This window comes from Stenotrophomonas maltophilia (assembly GCF_001274595.1).
Classification (GTDB): domain Bacteria; phylum Pseudomonadota; class Gammaproteobacteria; order Xanthomonadales; family Xanthomonadaceae; genus Stenotrophomonas; species Stenotrophomonas forensis.
On the sequence record NZ_CP011010.1, the window covers coordinates 1,126,509 to 1,143,352 of the forward strand.

At 67.2% G+C, this 16,844-nt stretch carries 18 protein-coding genes; 10 read left to right on the forward strand and 8 right to left on the reverse strand.

Annotated elements, in window-relative coordinates; genetic code table 11:
• The first annotated feature begins 35 nt into the window (after window positions 1–35).
• The gene (locus VN11_RS05210; protein WP_053448994.1) at window positions 36–914 is read left to right on the forward strand and encodes a LysR family transcriptional regulator; all 879 of its coding nucleotides are present in this window, start codon (window positions 36–38) and stop codon (window positions 912–914) included.
• A 36-nt stretch (window positions 915–950) separates the two neighbouring features.
• Here the strand turns inward: VN11_RS05210 and proC are convergent, their stop codons facing one another.
• Together proC and VN11_RS05220 are read right to left on the reverse strand one after the other, a co-directional pair.
• Window positions 951–1,772, reverse strand: a complete 822-nt coding sequence (proC, locus tag VN11_RS05215; protein ID WP_053448995.1) for a pyrroline-5-carboxylate reductase — start codon at window positions 1,770–1,772, stop codon at window positions 951–953.
• Window positions 1,773–1,790: 18 nt separating this feature from the next.
• A complete protein-coding gene (locus tag VN11_RS05220) occupies window positions 1,791–2,468 on the reverse strand; it encodes a YggS family pyridoxal phosphate-dependent enzyme (protein WP_053448996.1) in 678 nt (225 codons plus the stop codon).
• An 87-nt stretch (window positions 2,469–2,555) separates the two neighbouring features.
• Here VN11_RS05220 and VN11_RS05225 point away from each other — a divergent pair, with 87 nt between their 5' ends.
• The 3 genes from VN11_RS05225 to VN11_RS05235 all read left to right on the forward strand — a co-directional run bounded on the left by VN11_RS05225 (window position 2,556) and on the right by VN11_RS05235 (window position 6,105).
• A complete protein-coding gene (locus VN11_RS05225) occupies window positions 2,556–3,593 on the forward strand; it encodes a type IV pilus twitching motility protein PilT (RefSeq protein WP_006422551.1) in 1,038 nt (345 codons plus the stop codon).
• Between the two features lie 78 nt (window positions 3,594–3,671).
• Window positions 3,672–4,835: a PilT/PilU family type 4a pilus ATPase gene (locus tag VN11_RS05230; protein WP_049434422.1), complete on the forward strand. Its 1,164-nt coding sequence runs from the start codon at window positions 3,672–3,674 to the stop codon at window positions 4,833–4,835.
• Between the two features lie 286 nt (window positions 4,836–5,121).
• Window positions 5,122–6,105 carry an aldo/keto reductase gene (locus VN11_RS05235; protein ID WP_053448997.1) on the forward strand — a complete coding sequence of 328 codons (984 nt, stop codon included), beginning with the start codon at window positions 5,122–5,124 and terminating at the stop codon, window positions 6,103–6,105.
• A gap of 75 nt (window positions 6,106–6,180) precedes the next feature.
• On the opposite strand, the gene VN11_RS05240 is transcribed toward VN11_RS05235, so the two are convergent.
• The gene (locus VN11_RS05240) at window positions 6,181–7,080 is read right to left on the reverse strand and encodes a LysR family transcriptional regulator (RefSeq protein ID WP_053448998.1); all 900 of its coding nucleotides are present in this window, start codon (window positions 7,078–7,080) and stop codon (window positions 6,181–6,183) included.
• Window positions 7,081–7,405: 325 nt separating this feature from the next.
• Here VN11_RS05240 and VN11_RS05245 point away from each other — a divergent pair, with 325 nt between their 5' ends.
• Both VN11_RS05245 and VN11_RS05250 read left to right on the forward strand, forming a co-directional pair.
• Window positions 7,406–7,618 carry a DUF4287 domain-containing protein gene (locus VN11_RS05245; RefSeq protein WP_053448999.1) on the forward strand — a complete coding sequence of 71 codons (213 nt, stop codon included), beginning with the start codon at window positions 7,406–7,408 and terminating at the stop codon, window positions 7,616–7,618.
• Window positions 7,619–7,729: 111 nt separating this feature from the next.
• Window positions 7,730–8,437, forward strand: a complete 708-nt coding sequence (locus VN11_RS05250; RefSeq protein ID WP_049456208.1) for a YitT family protein — start codon at window positions 7,730–7,732, stop codon at window positions 8,435–8,437.
• A 73-nt stretch (window positions 8,438–8,510) separates the two neighbouring features.
• Here VN11_RS05250 and VN11_RS05255 read toward each other — a convergent pair whose 3' ends face one another.
• Window positions 8,511–9,053, reverse strand: a complete 543-nt coding sequence (locus VN11_RS05255) for a DNA-3-methyladenine glycosylase I (protein WP_053449000.1) — start codon at window positions 9,051–9,053, stop codon at window positions 8,511–8,513.
• A gap of 89 nt (window positions 9,054–9,142) precedes the next feature.
• Here VN11_RS05255 and VN11_RS05260 point away from each other — a divergent pair, with 89 nt between their 5' ends.
• The 4 genes from VN11_RS05260 to VN11_RS05275 all read left to right on the forward strand — a co-directional run bounded on the left by VN11_RS05260 (window position 9,143) and on the right by VN11_RS05275 (window position 12,068).
• Complete coding sequence (locus VN11_RS05260; protein WP_006422622.1) at window positions 9,143–9,709, forward strand: YqgE/AlgH family protein; 567 nt, start codon at window positions 9,143–9,145, stop codon at window positions 9,707–9,709.
• A 19-nt stretch (window positions 9,710–9,728) separates the two neighbouring features.
• Window positions 9,729–10,196, forward strand: coding sequence for a Holliday junction resolvase RuvX (ruvX, locus tag VN11_RS05265; RefSeq protein WP_180879650.1), 468 nt, complete (start codon window positions 9,729–9,731; stop codon window positions 10,194–10,196).
• Window positions 10,197–10,212: 16 nt separating this feature from the next.
• Window positions 10,213–11,163 (forward strand): aspartate carbamoyltransferase catalytic subunit, encoded by a 951-nt coding sequence (locus VN11_RS05270; RefSeq protein WP_049456205.1) that lies wholly within the window; start codon window positions 10,213–10,215, stop codon window positions 11,161–11,163.
• A gap of 413 nt (window positions 11,164–11,576) precedes the next feature.
• On the forward strand, window positions 11,577–12,068 hold the full coding sequence (locus tag VN11_RS05275) for an REP-associated tyrosine transposase (protein ID WP_053449001.1): 492 nt from the start codon (window positions 11,577–11,579) through the stop codon (window positions 12,066–12,068).
• 252 nt (window positions 12,069–12,320) lie between these two features.
• On the opposite strand, the gene VN11_RS05280 is transcribed toward VN11_RS05275, so the two are convergent.
• From VN11_RS05280 to ptsP, 4 genes are all read right to left on the reverse strand, one after another.
• Window positions 12,321–13,118 (reverse strand): prolyl oligopeptidase family serine peptidase, encoded by a 798-nt coding sequence (locus VN11_RS05280; RefSeq protein WP_080374873.1) that lies wholly within the window; start codon window positions 13,116–13,118, stop codon window positions 12,321–12,323.
• A 70-nt stretch (window positions 13,119–13,188) separates the two neighbouring features.
• Window positions 13,189–13,455, reverse strand: a complete 267-nt coding sequence (locus VN11_RS05285; RefSeq protein ID WP_053449002.1) for a hypothetical protein — start codon at window positions 13,453–13,455, stop codon at window positions 13,189–13,191.
• Between the two features lie 60 nt (window positions 13,456–13,515).
• Complete coding sequence (mgtE, locus tag VN11_RS05290; protein WP_008266103.1) at window positions 13,516–14,877, reverse strand: magnesium transporter; 1,362 nt, start codon at window positions 14,875–14,877, stop codon at window positions 13,516–13,518.
• Window positions 14,878–15,072: 195 nt separating this feature from the next.
• A complete protein-coding gene (gene ptsP, locus VN11_RS05295; protein ID WP_053449003.1) occupies window positions 15,073–16,842 on the reverse strand; it encodes a phosphoenolpyruvate--protein phosphotransferase in 1,770 nt (589 codons plus the stop codon).
• Window positions 16,843–16,844 lie beyond the last annotated feature (2 nt).

Here is a 16,844-nt window from a genome sequence, read left to right on the forward strand (position 1 = left end):
CGTATGCTTCGCAGATTCCTAAGCTGAGGTTAGTAATGGATACGCTTCGCTGCATGCAGGCCTTCGTCGCCGTGGCCGAGCGCGGCAGCTTTGCCGGCGCCGCTGAACAATTGCAGGTGTCGGCGGTGATGGTCGGCAAGTACATCCAGCAGCTGGAGGCGCACCTGGGCACTGCGCTGCTGCAACGGAACACCCGCCGCCAGCGCCTGACCGAAGCCGGCAGCGCCTACCTGGCCGGGTGCCGGCAGGTGCTGGAACAGGTGCAGCAGGCCGAAGCCGATGTGGCGGGCCTGCAGGTGCAGCCGCGTGGCCTGCTGCGGGTCAGCGCGCCGAGCACCTGGGGCAGCTGCGTGCTGGCGCCACGGCTGGCTGCCCTGCTGCGTGCGCAGCCACAGTTGAACATCGAGCTGGACCTGAGCAACCGCCGCGTGGACCTGATCGAGGATGGATTCGATGTGGCGATCCGGGTCGGGCCGCTACCGTCGCAGGAGGTGGTGGCACGGCCGTTGCCGCCGTATGCAATGAGCCTGTGCGCCGCGCCGTCGTACCTGCGCCGGCGTGGCACGCCACGCACGCCGGCGGATCTGCAAGGGCATGACTGCCTGAGCCACCTGGCCTGGCGTGGCGGCCATGGCTGGCAGCTGGCCAACGGCGAACAGGTGGACTGGGAAGCGCGGTTGACCTGCAACGATGGCGTTGCACTGCGCGAAGCCGCCGTGGCCGGTGCGGGGCTGGTGCTGCAGCCGACGGCACTGCTGGCGGGTGAAATCGCGGCCGGGCGATTGAAGCCGCTGCTGCGCGACTACCTGCCCGAACCGCGGCCGATGCACCTGATCTATCTGCCTGACCGCAGGCCGCGCCCACGGTTGCAGTGCTTCGTCGATTTCGTCATGGCCACATTGGGGCAATCATGACGGTGGGTGCCGACCGTTGGTCGGCACACATCGAGATCAATCATTCGCCGCAGACAGTTCCTGCCCGCGCACCTGCGCGGCGCGCAGCGCCTTGTCCACCAGCGCCTCGAACCCCCCAGCCTGGAAGCTCTCGATCGCCGCCTGGGTGGTGCCGTTCGGCGAAGTCACGCGGCGGCGCAGTTCGGCCGGGCTTTCGCCGGCTTCATCCAGCATGCGCGATGCCCCCAGCAGGGTCTGTACCACCAGCGCACGCGCGGCATCGGCCGGCAGGCCTTGCGCGATGCCGGCCGCTTCCATCGCTTCGGCCAGCAGGAACACATAGGCCGGCCCGCTGCCTGAAACGGCGGTGACCGAATCCATCAGCGTTTCGCTGTCGATCCACACCGTGCGCCCGGCACTGGCCAGTACCTGTTCCGCGCGCGCGTGCTGCTGCGCATCCACCGACGGCGTCGCGTACAGGCCGGTCACGCCGGCACCGAGCAGGGCCGGCGTGTTGGGCATCGCACGCACGACTGCCAGATCGCCGCCCAGCCAGCGCTCCAGCTGCGCGCTGGTGATGCCTGCAGCGATCGACACCACCAGCGGGCGGTGTGCCTGTGCCAGTGCCTGCAGCGACTGGCACACATCGCGCAGCACCTGCGGCTTCACCGCCAGCAGCCAGGTGCGGCCCTGCGCGGCGGCATCGGCGGCGTTGTCATGCACCTGCACGCCGAAGTCGGCGGCCAGCGCCTGGCGCAGTGCGGCCACCGGTTCGGCCACGTGGATGTGCGCGGCGGGCACGCCCTGGCGGATCAGGCCGGCGATCAGGCTGCGGGCCATGTTGCCGCCGCCGATGAAGGTGATGGAATCAGCTGCCATGGAAGTCTCCTTGTGATATCAGGCCGGGCGCGGACGCGCGCCGAACAGGGCGGTGCCGATGCGCACCAGGGTGGCGCCCTCGGCGATGGCGTCGGCGTAATCGCCGCTCATGCCCATCGACAGGGTGTCGACCTGCGCGTGCTGGGCCGCCAGCGACTGGAAAAGTGTGCGCATGCGCACGAATGCATCCCGACGGCGCTCCGCTTCGGGCCACGGTGCGGGAATCGCCATCAGGCCGCGCAGGCGCAGCCCGGGTTCGGCGGCAATCGCGGTGGCCAGCGCATCGACCTCTTCCGGCGCACAGCCGTGCTTGCTGGATTCGTCGTCGATGTTGACCTGGATCAGCACGTTCAGCGGCCCGCGCTCTGCAGGCCGATGGCGTGCCAGCGCGGTCACCAGCTTGCGCCGGTCCACGCTCTGCACCCAGTCGAAGTGGCTGGCCACGGCATCGGCTTTGTTCGACTGCAGGTGGCCGATCAGGTGCCATTCCAGTGCCAGGTGCTGCAGTGCCTGCATCTTGGCCAGCGCTTCCTGCACGTAGTTCTCGCCGAAGGCATGCTGGCCCTGCGCGGCCAGCGCAGCCACGGCCTCGGCCGGCTGGGTCTTGGACACCGCCAGCAGGCGTGGGTCGGGCCTGCCAGCGGCCTCGGCGGCCGCATGCAGGTTGCTCAGGATCTGGGGCAGGGGAGTGGCCACGTAACGCGTTCCGTTGAATCAGGAGGCTATACTGCCGCCCGGGGAAAGATCCTTCCAGTCGAAGCCGTTATTGGGGAGTAGCCGCTCATGGATATCGCCGAGCTGTTGGCGTTTTCCGTAAAGAACAAAGCGTCCGACCTGCACCTGTCCGCAGGCCTGCCGCCGATGATCCGCGTGGACGGCGACGTGCGCCGGATCAACATCCCAGCCCTGGACCACAAGCAGGTCCACGCGCTGGTGTACGACATCATGTCCGACAAGCAGCGCCGCGATTACGAGGAATTCCTCGAAGTGGACTTCTCCTTCGAGATTCCGTCGCTGGCGCGCTTCCGTGTGAATGCGTTCAACCAGAACCGCGGCGCCGGTGCGGTGTTCCGTACCATTCCGTCCGAAGTGCTGACCCTGGAAGACCTGGCCTGCCCGCCGCTGTTCCGCGAGGTGATCCAGCAGCCGCAGGGCCTGATCCTGGTGACCGGCCCGACCGGCTCGGGCAAGTCGACCACGCTGGCGGCGATGATCGACTACATCAACAAGAACGAATACGGCCACATCCTCACCGTCGAGGATCCGATCGAATTCGTGCACACCTCGCAGAAGTGCCTGATCAACCAGCGCGAAGTGCACCGCGATACGCATGGCTTCAACGAAGCGCTGCGCTCGGCGCTGCGTGAGGACCCGGACATCATCCTGGTCGGCGAACTGCGCGACCTGGAAACCATCCGCCTGGCGCTGACCGCGGCGGAAACCGGCCACCTGGTGTTCGGCACCCTGCATACCAGTTCGGCGGCCAAGACCATCGACCGCATCATCGACGTGTTCCCGGCCGGCGAAAAGCCGATGGTGCGCTCGATGCTGTCCGAGTCGCTGCGTGCGGTGATCTCGCAGGCGCTGCTGAAGAAGGTGGGCGGCGGTCGTACCGCAGCCTGGGAAATCATGGTCGGCACCCCGGCCATCCGCAACCTGATCCGCGAGGACAAGGTCGCGCAGATGTACTCGGCCATCCAGACCGGCCAGCAGTACGGCATGATGACCCTGGACCAGCACCTGCAGGACCTGGTCAAGCGCAGCCTGATCACCCGCAACCAGGCCCGCGACTACGCCAAGGACAAGCGCCTGTTCGAGTAAGGCGAGGCAGCAACGGGGCGGCGTGCGCCACTGCGCCGCCGTTCCGTGCCGTTTCCTCCATCGACCGTTTCCTGGTACATGCCCCATTGGGAGCCCGCCGTGAACACCACCGCGACCACCATCGATTTCACTTCGTTCCTCAAGCTGATGGCGCACCAGCGCGCCTCGGACCTGTTCATCACCGCCGGCATGCCGCCGGCGATGAAGGTCAACGGCAAGATCTCGCCGATCACCCAGACCCCGCTCACGCCGCAGCAGAGTCGCGACCTGGTGCTCAACGTGATGACCCCGGCGCAGCGCGAGGAATTCGAGAAGACCCACGAGTGCAACTTCGCCATCGGCCTGTCCGGTGTCGGCCGCTTCCGTGTCAGCTGCTTCTACCAGCGCAACCAGGTCGGCATGGTGCTGCGCCGCATCGAGACGCGCATTCCGACCGTGGAAGAGCTGAGCCTGCCGCCGATCATCAAGACGCTGGCGATGACCAAGCGCGGCATCATCCTGTTCGTCGGTGCTACCGGTACCGGTAAATCGACCTCGCTGGCAGCGATGATCGGTTACCGCAACCAGAACTCGACCGGCCACATCATCACCATCGAAGACCCGATCGAGTTCGTGCACAAGCACGAGGGCTGCATCATCACCCAGCGCGAAGTCGGCATCGATACCGACAGCTGGGAAGCAGCGCTGAAGAACACCCTGCGCCAGGCGCCGGACGTGATCATGATCGGCGAGGTGCGTACCCGCGAAGGCATGGACCACGCCATCGCGTTCGCCGAAACCGGACACCTGGTGCTGTGCACCCTGCATGCCAACAACGCCAACCAGGCGATGGACCGCATCGTCAACTTCTTCCCGGAAGACCGCCGCAACCAGTTGCTGATGGACCTGTCGCTGAACCTCAAGGGCGTGGTCGCGCAGCAGCTGATTCCTTCGCCCGATGGCCGCTCGCGCAAGGTGGCGATGGAGATCCTGCTGGGCACGCCGCTGGTGCAGGACTACATCCGCGACGGCGAGATCCACAAGCTGAAGGAAGTGATGAAGGATTCGGTCCAGCTGGGCATGAAGACCTTCGACCAGAGCCTGTTCGAGCTGTACCAGGCCGGCGAGATCAGCTACGAGGACGCACTGCGCTACGCCGATTCGCAGAACGAAGTGCGCCTGCGCATCAAGCTCAGCCAGGGCGGCGACGCGCGCACCCTGTCGCAGGGGCTGGATGGCGTGGAGATCTCCGAGATCCGGTGACCCAACGATCTGTAGAGTCGAGCTTGCTCGACTACAGGAACAGTCGAGCAAGCTCGACTCTACGAGCGCAGTCGAGCAAGCTCGACTCTACGAGCGCAGTCGAGCAAGCTCGACTCTACGAGCGCAGTCGAGCAAGCTCGACTCTACGAGCGCAGTCGAGCAAGCTCGACTCTACCGGGCGCGCTGGCGATTGATGAATTCCAGTCATGACCGACTGCCATCCCGTCGGTTCAATCCTGCGCCCGTGCAGGCGTATCGTCAGCGCTCCCCCCTCTGGAGCACGACGATGCAGACACGTGAACTCGGCCGCAGCGGCCTGAAGGTTTCCGCCCTGGGCCTGGGCTGCATGGGCCTGAGCCATGGCTATGGCCAGCCGGTCGAGCGCAGCCAGGGCATCGCCCTGCTGCAGGCCGCCGTTGAACGCGGTGTGACCTTCTTCGACACCGCCGAGGTGTACGGCCCGTACACCAATGAAGATCTGCTCGGGGAGGCGTTGGCGCCGTACCGCGACAGGCTGGTGATCGCCACCAAGTTCGGCTTCAAGGATGCGCGTGTCGATACCGGCCTGGACAGCCGCCCGGAGAACATCCGTGCGGTGGCCGAGGCCAGCCTCAAGCGCCTGCGTACCGACCATATCGATCTGTTCTACCAGCACCGCGTCGATCCGAACGTGCCGATCGAGGATGTGGCCGGCACCGTGCGTGACCTGATCGCCGAAGGCAAGGTCGGCCACTTCGGCCTGTCCGAGGCCAGTGCCGCCACCGTGCGCCGCGCGCATGCGGTGCAGCCCGTCACTGCCGTGCAGAGCGAGTACTCGCTGTGGTGGCGCGAACCGGAACGCGAACTGCTGCCTACCCTGCAGGAACTGGGCATTGGCTTCGTGCCATTCAGCCCGCTGGGCCGTGGCTTCCTGACCGGCGCGATCAACGCCGAGACCACTTTCGATGCCAACGACTTCCGCAACACCGTGCCGCGTTTCGAGGTGGAAGCACGCCAGGCCAACCAGGCGCTGGTCGATCGCATCAGCACGATTGCCGCGGCACGGGGCGCCACACCGGCGCAGGTGGCGCTGGCCTGGCTGCTGGCGCAGGCGCCGTGGATCGTGCCGATTCCGGGCACCACCAAGGTCCACCGCCTGGACGAGAACCTGGGGGCGGCCGCACTGCAGCTGGCGCCGGAGGAGCTGCAGCGCATCGCACAGGCGCTGGACGAAGTGTTGATCGTCGGCGAGCGCTACAACGCGCAGCGCGCCGCCCAGGCCAAGGGCTGATCACCAGGTGGGTGCGGGCCGTTGAAGGTGGGTGCGGACGGTTGGTGGTGGGTGCGGACCGTTGGTCCGCACTCCTCAATTCCCCATCGGCCCGCGCAATGCATCAAGCACCGTGCGCATCGCCACGGTGACGTGGCGGCGCGACGGGTAATACGCGTAGTAGCCATCGAAATGCGGGCACCAGTCGTCCAGCACGGATTGCAGGCGACCATCGTCCAGCATCGGCTGCACCTGGTCTTCCGGCAGCCAGGCCAGGCCGCTGCCGGCCAGCGCGGCGGCGCGGGTCATGCCCATGGTGTTGAAGGTCCATTGCCCGCCAACGCGCACGCTCAGCTCGTTGCCGTCCTGGCCGAAGTCCCACGGCATCAGCCCGCCATGCGTGGGCAGGCGCAGGGTGATGCAGTTGTGCCCGGCAAGGTCGTGCGGATGCCGTGGTACCACGTGCTGGTGGAAGTAGCGGGGCGCACCGACCACGCGCATGCGCAGTGGCGGGCTGATCGGCACCGCGACCATGTCGCGGGCCAGGCGCTCGCCCAGGCGGATGCCGATGTCGTAACGTTCGGCGACGATGTCGGCCAGGCCGTAGTCGGTGGTCAGTTCCACCTTCAGCTCCGGATACTGCTGCAGCAACGGTGCCAGCCGCGGCCAGGCGATGTACTCGGCGGCATGGCCGGTGGCGTTGATGCGGATGGTGCCGGCCGGGCGTTCGCGGTACTCGGCCAGTGCGGCCAGCCCGTCCTCGATCTCGGCCAGGCGCGGGGCCAGCGTTTCCAGCAGGCGGGCGCCGGCCTCGGTGGTGGACACGCTGCGGGTGGTGCGGGTCAGCAGGCGCACACCCAGGCGCTGTTCCAGGCCGCGCATGGCATGACTGAGCGCGGACTGGGAGACGCCGAGCTGGGCGGCGGCCTTGGTGAAGCTGCCCGCGCGGGCGACGTGGACGAAGGCCTGCAGGTCGTTGAGGTTTTCACGGGACATGAGGGGATGATACGGCCGGGCTGCGCCCGGCACCTGCCGAAACAACGGCAACGTCAACTTCAAAATCGGGCTTCCTGCGGGAGGCGGGGTGGCTCAGGTTGCGGGGGACGGCGCAAGTACGTCCATGTAGCCTCGGTCGCGCCATCCATGGCGCTCACGCCCCCGCAACCTGAGCCACCCCGCCTTCGACAGTTTCCCGCGAGCTGTTGGAACCTGCTGCTGGTGGTAGGTGCCGACCGTTGGACGACACGGGGTCGGATATTTGGGGATGTCGATTTCCACGTCTGTGGTTCGTCGAATGAATGACTTTCAACGGGAGCAGCACATGAGCACTGACACCACGCCGAAAGGCCCGGCCTCGTATTTCCCCTCCATCGAGAAGACCTACGGCCAGCCGGTGGCGCACTGGTTCGGGTTGCTGGCGGGCAAGAAGGGCCTGAAGCACATGGAACTGGTCAGCTTCCTGAAGAGCGAGCACGGGCTGGGCCATGGCCATGCCAACGCGCTGGTGGCGCACCATCTGGCCGGCAAGGGCTGATCAGCCGCGGGTCGGGGGCAGGGTGGAGGGCCTTCAGCTGAACGATTTCATCTGCAACTGTCATGCGGATCGTGTTTAATACCGCTCCCCACCCGTTGTTCCCCCACCCGCATGTCCCTTGAATCCCATGGCCCCGCGCCGTGCGACGACGCTGACGGCCACCTGGTCACCGCTGGCCCGCTGACTCCGCCGCCCGACAGTGCCGGCACCACCGCCGACGAAAAAGCACTGCGCCACTCGATCGCCGAGGACGTGCAGGGCATGGTGCTGGCCACGATGGTGGCCTCGCTGGGCCTGGCCATCTTCGCCAAGAGTGGGCTGATGATCGGCGGCATGGCCGGCATGGCCTTCCTGCTGCACTACGCGCTGGACTGGAACTTCGGCGTGGTGTTCGTACTGGTCAATCTGCCCTTCTACTGGGTGGCGCTGCGCCGCATGGGCTGGGAATTCACCCTGAAGACCTTTGCCGCGGTCACCGCCTGCGGCGTGCTGACCGACCTGCTGCCGCGCTGGATCGATTTCTCGCATATCCACCCGCTGTACTCGGCCATCGTCGGTGGCGCGCTGTCCGGCCTGGGCATCCTGTTCTTCATCCGCCACCGTGCCAGCCTCGGTGGCATCGGCATCCTGGCGGTGTACCTGCAGCGCACCCGCGGCTGGAGCGCGGGCAAGGTGCAGATGTCCTACGACGCCTGCCTGATGGTGGCCGCGTTCTTCGTGCTGTCGCCGTCGAAGGTGCTGTATTCGGCCATCGGCGCGGTGGTGCTCAGCCTGGTGCTGATGTTCAACCACCGCCCCGGCCGTTACATGGGCGTGTGACGATTCGACGGTAGTGCCGGCCGCTGGCCGGCAACACCTGTGGCCTGGCGAGGCTGCCGGCCAGCGGCCGGCACTACCGGGAGGCCTGCAACCACGGTGGCGACAGTTTCAGCAGCCGCGCATGCACCGGGCAGTCCGCGGCGTGCGCACCGGGCAGGTAGCCCAGGCTCATCAGGAACTCGCCGGTGATCTCGCCGCCAGTGAAGCGGAAGGTCTTCTTGAACAGCTTCACCCAGTCAGCCTTGCTGAGCGGGTGGTGGGCATCGAGCCAGGCGGCGAAGCTGCCATGGCTGGCCCGCAGCTGCTGGATCACCTGCGCGTTGTGGATCGCCGCCAGCACCTTCAGCCGGTTGCGGATGATGCCCGCATCCGACAGCAGCCGTTCGATGTCCTGCTCGGCATAGGCCGCCACGCGGTCCACGTCGAAGCCGTCATAGGCCGCGCGGAAGCCTTCGCGCTTCTTCAGGATGGTCTCCCAGCTCAGGCCGGCCTGGTTGATTTCCAGCACCAGCCGTTCGAACAGCTCGCGTTCGTCGCGCTGCGGGAAGCCGTACTCGTTGGCGTGGTAGTAATCGTGCACCGGATGGCCCGGTGCGATGAGGCAGTAGCCGGACACGTTGAATTCCTGCGGTACGGGCTGGCCATTATGCGCGCCGTGACCGCCGGGTGGAGGCGCCCGGCGCGCCCAGCCGCTAGAATGGCGCCATGCCAGTAACGCCGACCTCCCTTGCCGATCACCTGCTCGTCGCGCTGCCGTCGCTGCTCGACGCGACCTTCGCCCGCAGCGTCGCGCTGATCTGCCAGCACGACGAGAACGGCGCGATGGGCGTGCTGGTCAACCAGCCGTCCGAATACACCCTGGGCGAGGTGCTCGCCCAGATGGACATCACCACCGGCGATGGTGACCTGCAGGCGCGCATGGTGCTCAATGGCGGCCCGGTGCACCCCGAACGCGGCTTCGTCATCCACGATGACGCACGGGCGTGGGATTCCAGCCTGACCGTGGGCGAGGGCCTGTACCTGACCACCTCACGCGACATCCTTGAAGCGATGGCGCGCGGCGAAGGCCCGGCCAACGCCGTGGTCACCCTCGGCTGCGCCGGCTGGGGCGCAGGGCAGCTGGAAAGCGAGCTGGCCGAGAACAGCTGGCTGACCGTGCCGGCCGATGCCGAGCTGGTATTCCAGCTGCCGCTGGAGCAGCGCTGGCAAGGCGCGGCCTCGCGCATCGGCGTGGATCTGTTCCGGCTGACCGACTACAGCGGCCATGTCTGATCCGGCGGCCCCTGCACCGGTGTCTGCTGCCCCGGCCATCCGCCGCGACGGCACGGTTCTGGGTTTCGATGTCGGTTCGCGGCGTATCGGCGTGGCCATCGGCAGTGCCTTCGCCGCCCATGCACGCGCAGTGGCCGTGGTCGATGTGCACGGCAATGGGCCGGACTGGGCGGCGATCGAACGCCTGCTCAAGGAATGGAAGCCCGATGGCCTGGTCGTTGGCGACCCGCTGACCCTGGACGGCCAGGACCAGCCCAACCGCAAGCGCGCGCAGGGCTTTGCCCGCCAGCTGCGGGAACGCTTCAAGCTGCCGGTGGTGATGATCGACGAGCGCTCGAGCTCGGTCGAGGCCGCCCGCCGCTTCGCCGTCGAGCGCGCCGAAGGGCGCAAGCGCCGCCGCGATGCGGCCGCCCTCGACGCCGTGGCCGCGGCGGTGATCATCGATCGCTGGCTGTCGTCTCCCGACGACGCCACCCCCATTCCCTGACTGCACGACTCCCGCCATGACCGCCCAGCAAATCGATGCCTCCGGACGCCTGCGCCACCTGTTGACCCTTGAGGGGCTGCCGCGCGAAACCCTGCTGCAGCTGCTCGACCGCGCCGGGCAGATCCGCGACGCCGCGGTCGGCCGCGTCGGCAACAAGCGGCACGTGCTGGCCGGTTCGGCGGTATGCACGCTGTTCTTCGAACCGTCCACCCGCACCCGCAGCTCGTTCCAGCTGGCCGCGCAGCGCCTGGGCGCCGACGTGCTGAACTTCGATGCCTCGACCTCGTCCACGCGCAAGGGCGAAACCGCCTGCGACACGCTGCGCAACCTGGAAGCGATGGGCGTGCGCGGCTTCGTCGTGCGCCACCCCGATGATGGCGCCGTCGCCGCACTGGCTGAAGCGGCGGGCGAGGGCACCGCACTGATCAATGCCGGCGACGGCCGCAGCTCGCACCCGACCCAGGGCCTGCTGGACATGCTGACCCTGCGCCAGGCCAAGGGCCCGGACTTCTCGAAGCTGAAGGTAGTGATTGTCGGCGACGTGAAGCACTCGCGCGTGGCCCGCACCGACCTGCATGCGCTGCGTACCCTGGGCGTGGGCGAGATCCGCGTATGCGGCCCGCAGTCGCTGCTGCCGGACGACGAGACCCTGAAGGGCTGCGTGGTCGGCGATGATTTCGACGCCATGCTGGAAGGTGTCGACGCGCTGATGATGCTGCGCCTGCAGCGCGAGCGCATGGAAGAAGGCCTGGTGCCGTCGCTGGAGCAGTACCACGCCGAGTACGGGCTGACCAACGAACGCCTGGCGCGCGCCGGCAAGGATGCTGCCGTGCTGCACCCGGGCCCGATCAACCGCGGCGTGGAAGTGACCGACGAGGTGGCCGACGGCCCGCAGTCGTGGGTACTGCGCCAGGTCGCCAACGGCGTCGCCGTGCGCATGGCCGTGCTGGAAACCCTGCTGGGCTGACCGCTCTGGTGGGTGCCAACCGTCGGTTGGTACAAAGGCGGATTCACCTTGGACTATCTGGGTAGGTGCCGACCGTTGGTCGGCACAATGGGAATTCACCCTGGACTATCTGGGTAGGTGCCGGCCGTTGGTCGGCACAATGGGAATTCACCCTGGACTATCTGGGTAGGTGCCGACCGTTGGTCGGCACAATGGGAATTCACCCTGGACTATCTGGGTAGGTGCCGACCGTTGGTCGGCACAATGGGAATTCACCCTGGACTATCTGGGTAGGTGCCGACCGTTGGTCGGCACAATGGGAATTCACCCTGGACTATCTGGGTAGGTGCCGACCGTTGGTCGGCACTGCCCCTACCTGCATCGACGCAGTTGCCCGATAGGCAACAGCAGCTGTCGCGCACACGCTTGTGCCCATGAACCGAGCACGCCTGAGACTTGGCCGCCATTCCCTGATCGGACAAACCTACCTTCTGACCTCCGTCACCCAGGGACGTCGACGCGACTTCGAGGATGCCGCCGCGGCACACGTGGTGATGGACTTGGTCCGTCGCATCGACGCTGAAGGTCTGACGCACTCGCTTGCCTATGTGGTCATGCCAGACCACATCCATTGGCTTGTGGAGCTCCGCGCGTTCTCACTGGACTACATCATGCAACGCTTCAAATCGAGCAGTGCATTGCGGATCAATCGCATGCTCGGCCGGTCAGGAAGATTCTGGCAATCGAGCTATCACGATCACGCGATCCGCTCTGATGAATCGCTGTTCCGCCATGCGATGTACGTGGTGGGGAATCCGATCAGGGTAGGATTGGCAACGCAGCTTGGTGAGTATCCCCATGCGTGGTGTAGATGGGGGATGGATGGGAAGTTCGAGGCAATCGAGCTTTCTGGATCGGAGAGATAGTGTCGACCAACGGTCGGCACCCACCAGCTCCCATGCCGACCAACGGTCGGCACCTACCAGCTCCCATGCCGACCAACGGTCGGCACCCACCAGCTCCCATGCCGACCAACGGTCGGCACCTACCAGCTCCCATGCCGACCAACGGTCGGCACCCACCAGCTCCCATGTCGACCAACGGTCGGCACCCACCAGCTCCCATGTCGACCAACGGTCGACACCCACCAACAGATGTTTCCCGGCAGGAGCGGTGGTTCAGCGCTTCTGCGCGAATAGCCAGGCCCACATCGCCGGATCGGCGTAGGTGGCGTCCCAGGCGTTATGGTTGCCTTCCGGGTACTCGGTGTAGCGCACGTCGCGCGCGTTGGCGCTCTGGAAGGCACTGTGCAGCCTGCGGTCGTCGTCCGGTGGCACCACATCATCCAGTGCGCCGTGGAAGATCCAGATCGGTGCGTGCTGCAGGCGCTGGGCGATCACCGCGTAAGGATCGGACTCATGCGCGACCTGCTCGACGAACAGGGTCGGTCGCTTCGCGCGCGGTGCCAGCACGGCGCCGCATACCGGCACGATCGCGGCAAAGCGGCGTGGGTCGTCCAGGGCGATGTTCCAGCTGCCGTAGCCGCCCATCGACATGCCGGTCAGGTACTGGCGCGAAGGATCGGCGCCAAACTCGGCGATCGTTGCGTCCAGCGCGGCCAGGGCCATGCGGTTGTTGTGGCCGCTCCATTCCGAGTGCTTTGCTGCCTGCGGGAAGACAACCAGGGCCGGGAAGTCGGGATGCTCGCGCAGATAAGGGCCCAGCCCCGCGTGGGTCTGCCTGATGCCGTCACTGCCGCGCTCGCCCGAGCCATGCAGGAACAGGATGACCGGAACACTGGCGGACGCCGGGGCCTTCAGCCCGGCCGGAATGAACACCTGGTAGTAGGCGGTCTCGCCGTCCACTTTGACTGCGCGGGCTTCGAAGCGACCACGCGCGCTGTCCGGCAGCGAGGCACAACCGGTCATCATCAGCAGGGCCAGCAGCGGCAGCCAGCGCGACATGGAACGGACCATGGGAATTCCTGGGGCGGCGGGAACGCCTCCATCGTAGTCCGCTGCCGTCAACGCGGCATCATGCGCCGCGTCACTGCGGGCGCGGGAAACTGGCGATGATGTCCAGTTGTTCCTGTGCTTCGGCATTGCCTTCAGCAGCGGCGGCCTGCACCTGCGCCATGTCCGGGTGCAGCACCACCAGCAGCGGGTTCTCGCAGACCGGGCAGTCGTACTCGGTTGCGTCCTCGTCCAGTTCCATCTCCATGCCGCGCGAGCTGCCCTTCCATTCGCAGGCCGGGCAGGTGTGCTGCTGGTCGCGCCAGCCGGGCTGGAAGTAGTTTTCGATCGTTGTTGCCATGGGTGTTCCAGTTGGGATCGGGTCAGAGCCCCGCGTGGCGGGGATCCGACCCTGCAGGGTTCAGTGCAGCAGCACCAGGGTGGCCAGGCCGAGGAAGGTGAAGAAGCCCATCGAGTCGGTTACTGCGGTCAGGAAGATGCCGCTGGCCAGCGCCGGGTCGAAGCCGAAGCGTTTGAGCGTCAGTGGCACCAGCACGCCGGCCAGCGCGGCGAACAGCAGGTTGCAGGTCAGCGCGATCGCGATCACTGCCGACAGGCCGGGCGAGTGGAACCAGGCCAGCACGATCAGCCCCAGCACCGAACCCAGCATCACGCCGTTCAACAGGGCGACCCGCACTTCCTTCCACAGCAGCGTGCGCGCATTGGACGCGCCCACCTGGCCCAGCGCCAGGCCGCGCACCATCAGCGCCAGCACCTGGGTGCCGGCATTGCCACCCAGGCCGGCCACGATCGGCATCAGCACCGCCAACGCCACCAGCTTGTCGATGGTGCCTTCGAAGTGGCCGACCACGCTGGAGGCCAGGAACGCGGTGCACAGGTTCACCGACAGCCACATCAGGCGCCGGCGCATGGCGCGCCAGACCGGGCTGAACAGATCCTCGTCCTCGTCCAGGCCGGCGGCGCCCAGCGCCTGGTGCTCGGCCTGGCCGCGGATGATGTCGACCACGTCATCGATGGTGATGCGGCCGATCAGGATGTTGTTGTCGTCCACCACTGGCGCGGAGATCCAGTCATGGTCGGAGAACTGCCGTGCCACTTCCTGGTCGCTCTCGCCGACGTCGATGGCCGGCTGCTCGTCGTCGATCAGGCGGTTGATCGGGGTGGTGTCCTCGTGGGTCACCAGCGCGGCCAGCGAGACCCGCCCGAGGTACTGGTGCCGCCGGCTGACCACGAACAGGTGGTCGGTGTGGTCGGGCAGTTCGCCGCGCAGGCGCAGGTAGCGCAGCACCACATCGACGTTGACGTCGGCGCGCACGGTCACCACGTCCGGATTCATCAGGCGGCCGGCGCTGTCCTCGGGGTAGGACAGCACCTGTTCCAGGCGCTCGCGGTTCTCGCGGTCCATCGACTTGAGGACTTCGTCGATGACCGTGTCCGGCAGGTCTTCGACCAGGTCGGCCAGGTCGTCGATGTCCAGGTCTTCGACCGCGGCGATGATCTCGTCCGGGTCCATGTCCGCGAGCAGGCTTTCGCGCACGTCCTCGCCGACGTGGACCAGCACCTCGCCGTCATCTTCCGGATCGACCAGGCCCCACACCACCTCGCGCTTGCCCGGCGGCAGCGATTCGAGCAGGTTGCCGATCTCGGCCGGGGCCAGGGTGTTGACCAGCCGACGCACCGGCCCCAGCCGGCCGCTGTCCAGTGCATCGGACAGCATCCGCAGTTGGCGCGCAGTCTTGTCGTGGCGTACAGCTTCAGCCATCGCAGCTCCCGCGGGATAAGAAAAGCCGCGATCCCGGCAAGGATGCGGCAACAGGGGTGTTCAGCGCGTCATTATCGCAAGGGGATGTTTCAACGCATAGCCGCTGGGGTGAGGGTAGTGCCGGCCGCTGGCCGGCAATCGTCCTCATCGAAGTTCATGAGGTTGCCGGCCAGCGGCCGGCACTACCCTGGGTGGTCAGGGCGTGTCTGCCACCAGTGCCAGCCAGCGCTCGATGCCGCGGCGGTCGCGCGCGGCCAGCAGCTTCGTCGCGCGGGCGCGCAAGGCGCCCAGGTCGGCCTCGCGGATCGCCCGGCGCACCTCCAGCAACGTACCGGGATGCAGGCTGAACTCGCTCAGGCCCAGCGCCAGCAGCAGTGGCGTCATCCGCGCATCGCCGGCCATCTCGCCGCAGACAGCGACCGGGATGCGGTGGCGCGCGCCGGTGTCGATCACCATCTGCAGAAGCCGCAGCACGGCCGGGTGCAACGGCGAGTAGAGCTCGCCCAGCGCTTCGTTGTTGCGGTCGGCGGCGAGCAGGTACTGCACCAGGTCGTTGGTGCCGATCGACAGGAAGTCGACCAGATCGATGAAGCTCTCCAGTGCCAGTGCGGCCGCGGGGACTTCGATCATCGCGCCCAGCGGCACATGGTCGGACACCATGTGGCCCTCGCCGCGCAGCTGTTCGGTCAGCTTGAGCATGCGCCGGCGCACCGCCAGCAGCTCCTCGCGGGTACTGACCATCGGAACCAGCACGCGCAGCTTGCCGTAGGCCGAGGCGCGCAGGATCGCGCGCAGCTGGGTGTCGGCCACCTTCGGCCGCGCCAGCGACAGGCGCACGCCGCGCAGGCCCAGTGCCGGATTCTCTTCGTTGCTCAAGGTAAGGCCGGTGCGATCGGCCTTGTCCGCGCCCAGGTCGAGCGTGCGGATGGTGACCGGACGCCCGCTCATGCCCAGCGCGGCATCGCGGTAGGTCTGGAACTGTTCTTCCTCGTCCGGCAGCTCGTTGCGCTGCAGGAACAGGAATTCGGTGCGGTACAGGCCCAGCCCCTGCGCGCCCAGCGCATGCGCCTGGGTCACGTCCTCCAGCGATTCGGCGTTGGCCAGCAGGGCGATGTCGACCTGGTCGCGGGTCCGGCTGGGCTTGCTGCGCAGGCGGCCCAGCTCGCGCTGTTCGCGCGCATGCTCTTTCAGCCGTGCGCGGTAGTCACGCAGGTTGTCGGCCTGCGGGTTGACCGTGATGCTGCCGTCGGCGCCGTCGATGATCAGCACGTCGCCATCGGCGATGCGGCTGAGCAGCTGCGGTACGTTGACGATCAGCGGCAGGTGCAGGCTGCGTGCCAGGATCGCGCTGTGCGACAGCGCGCTGCCGGCGGCGGTGACGATGCCGACCACGCCCTGTGCCTGCAGCTGCGCCAGCTCGGACGGGGCGATGTTGTCGCAGACCAGGATCTCGCCGGCCAGGCCCTTCATCGCAGGCGGGCGCTCGGGTTGCAGGAAGGCGTGGATGCGGCCGATCACATGGTCCAGGTCGTCCATGCGGCTCTTCAGGTAGGCATCGTCCATGCCATCGAAGACCCTGGCCAGGCGGTCGCGCTGCAGGCGCAGCGCATAGCCGGCGCTGTACGGGCCGCTGCGGATCAGTTCGTCCAGGCCATACAGCAGCTCGGGGTCGTCCAGCAGCAGCGCGTGCAGGTCGAGGAACTCGCCCACTTCCTGGTTCAGTGCCCCATGCAGGCGCTGGCGCAGCTCGTGCATTTCCGTGCGCGCCGCATCCACCGCATGGTGCAGGCGCGCGAGCTCGGCCTCGACCTGGTGGGCGGCGACACGCTGTTCGGCCACCTCCAGGGCATGCGGCAGGCGCACGCGGGCGCGGCCCATGGCCGTGCCGCGCGCTGCGCCATGGCCGGCCAGCAGCTGCACCGGCCGCTGGCCGGAGGGGAGCTGGCCGGCGCGTGCGCGTGGCACGC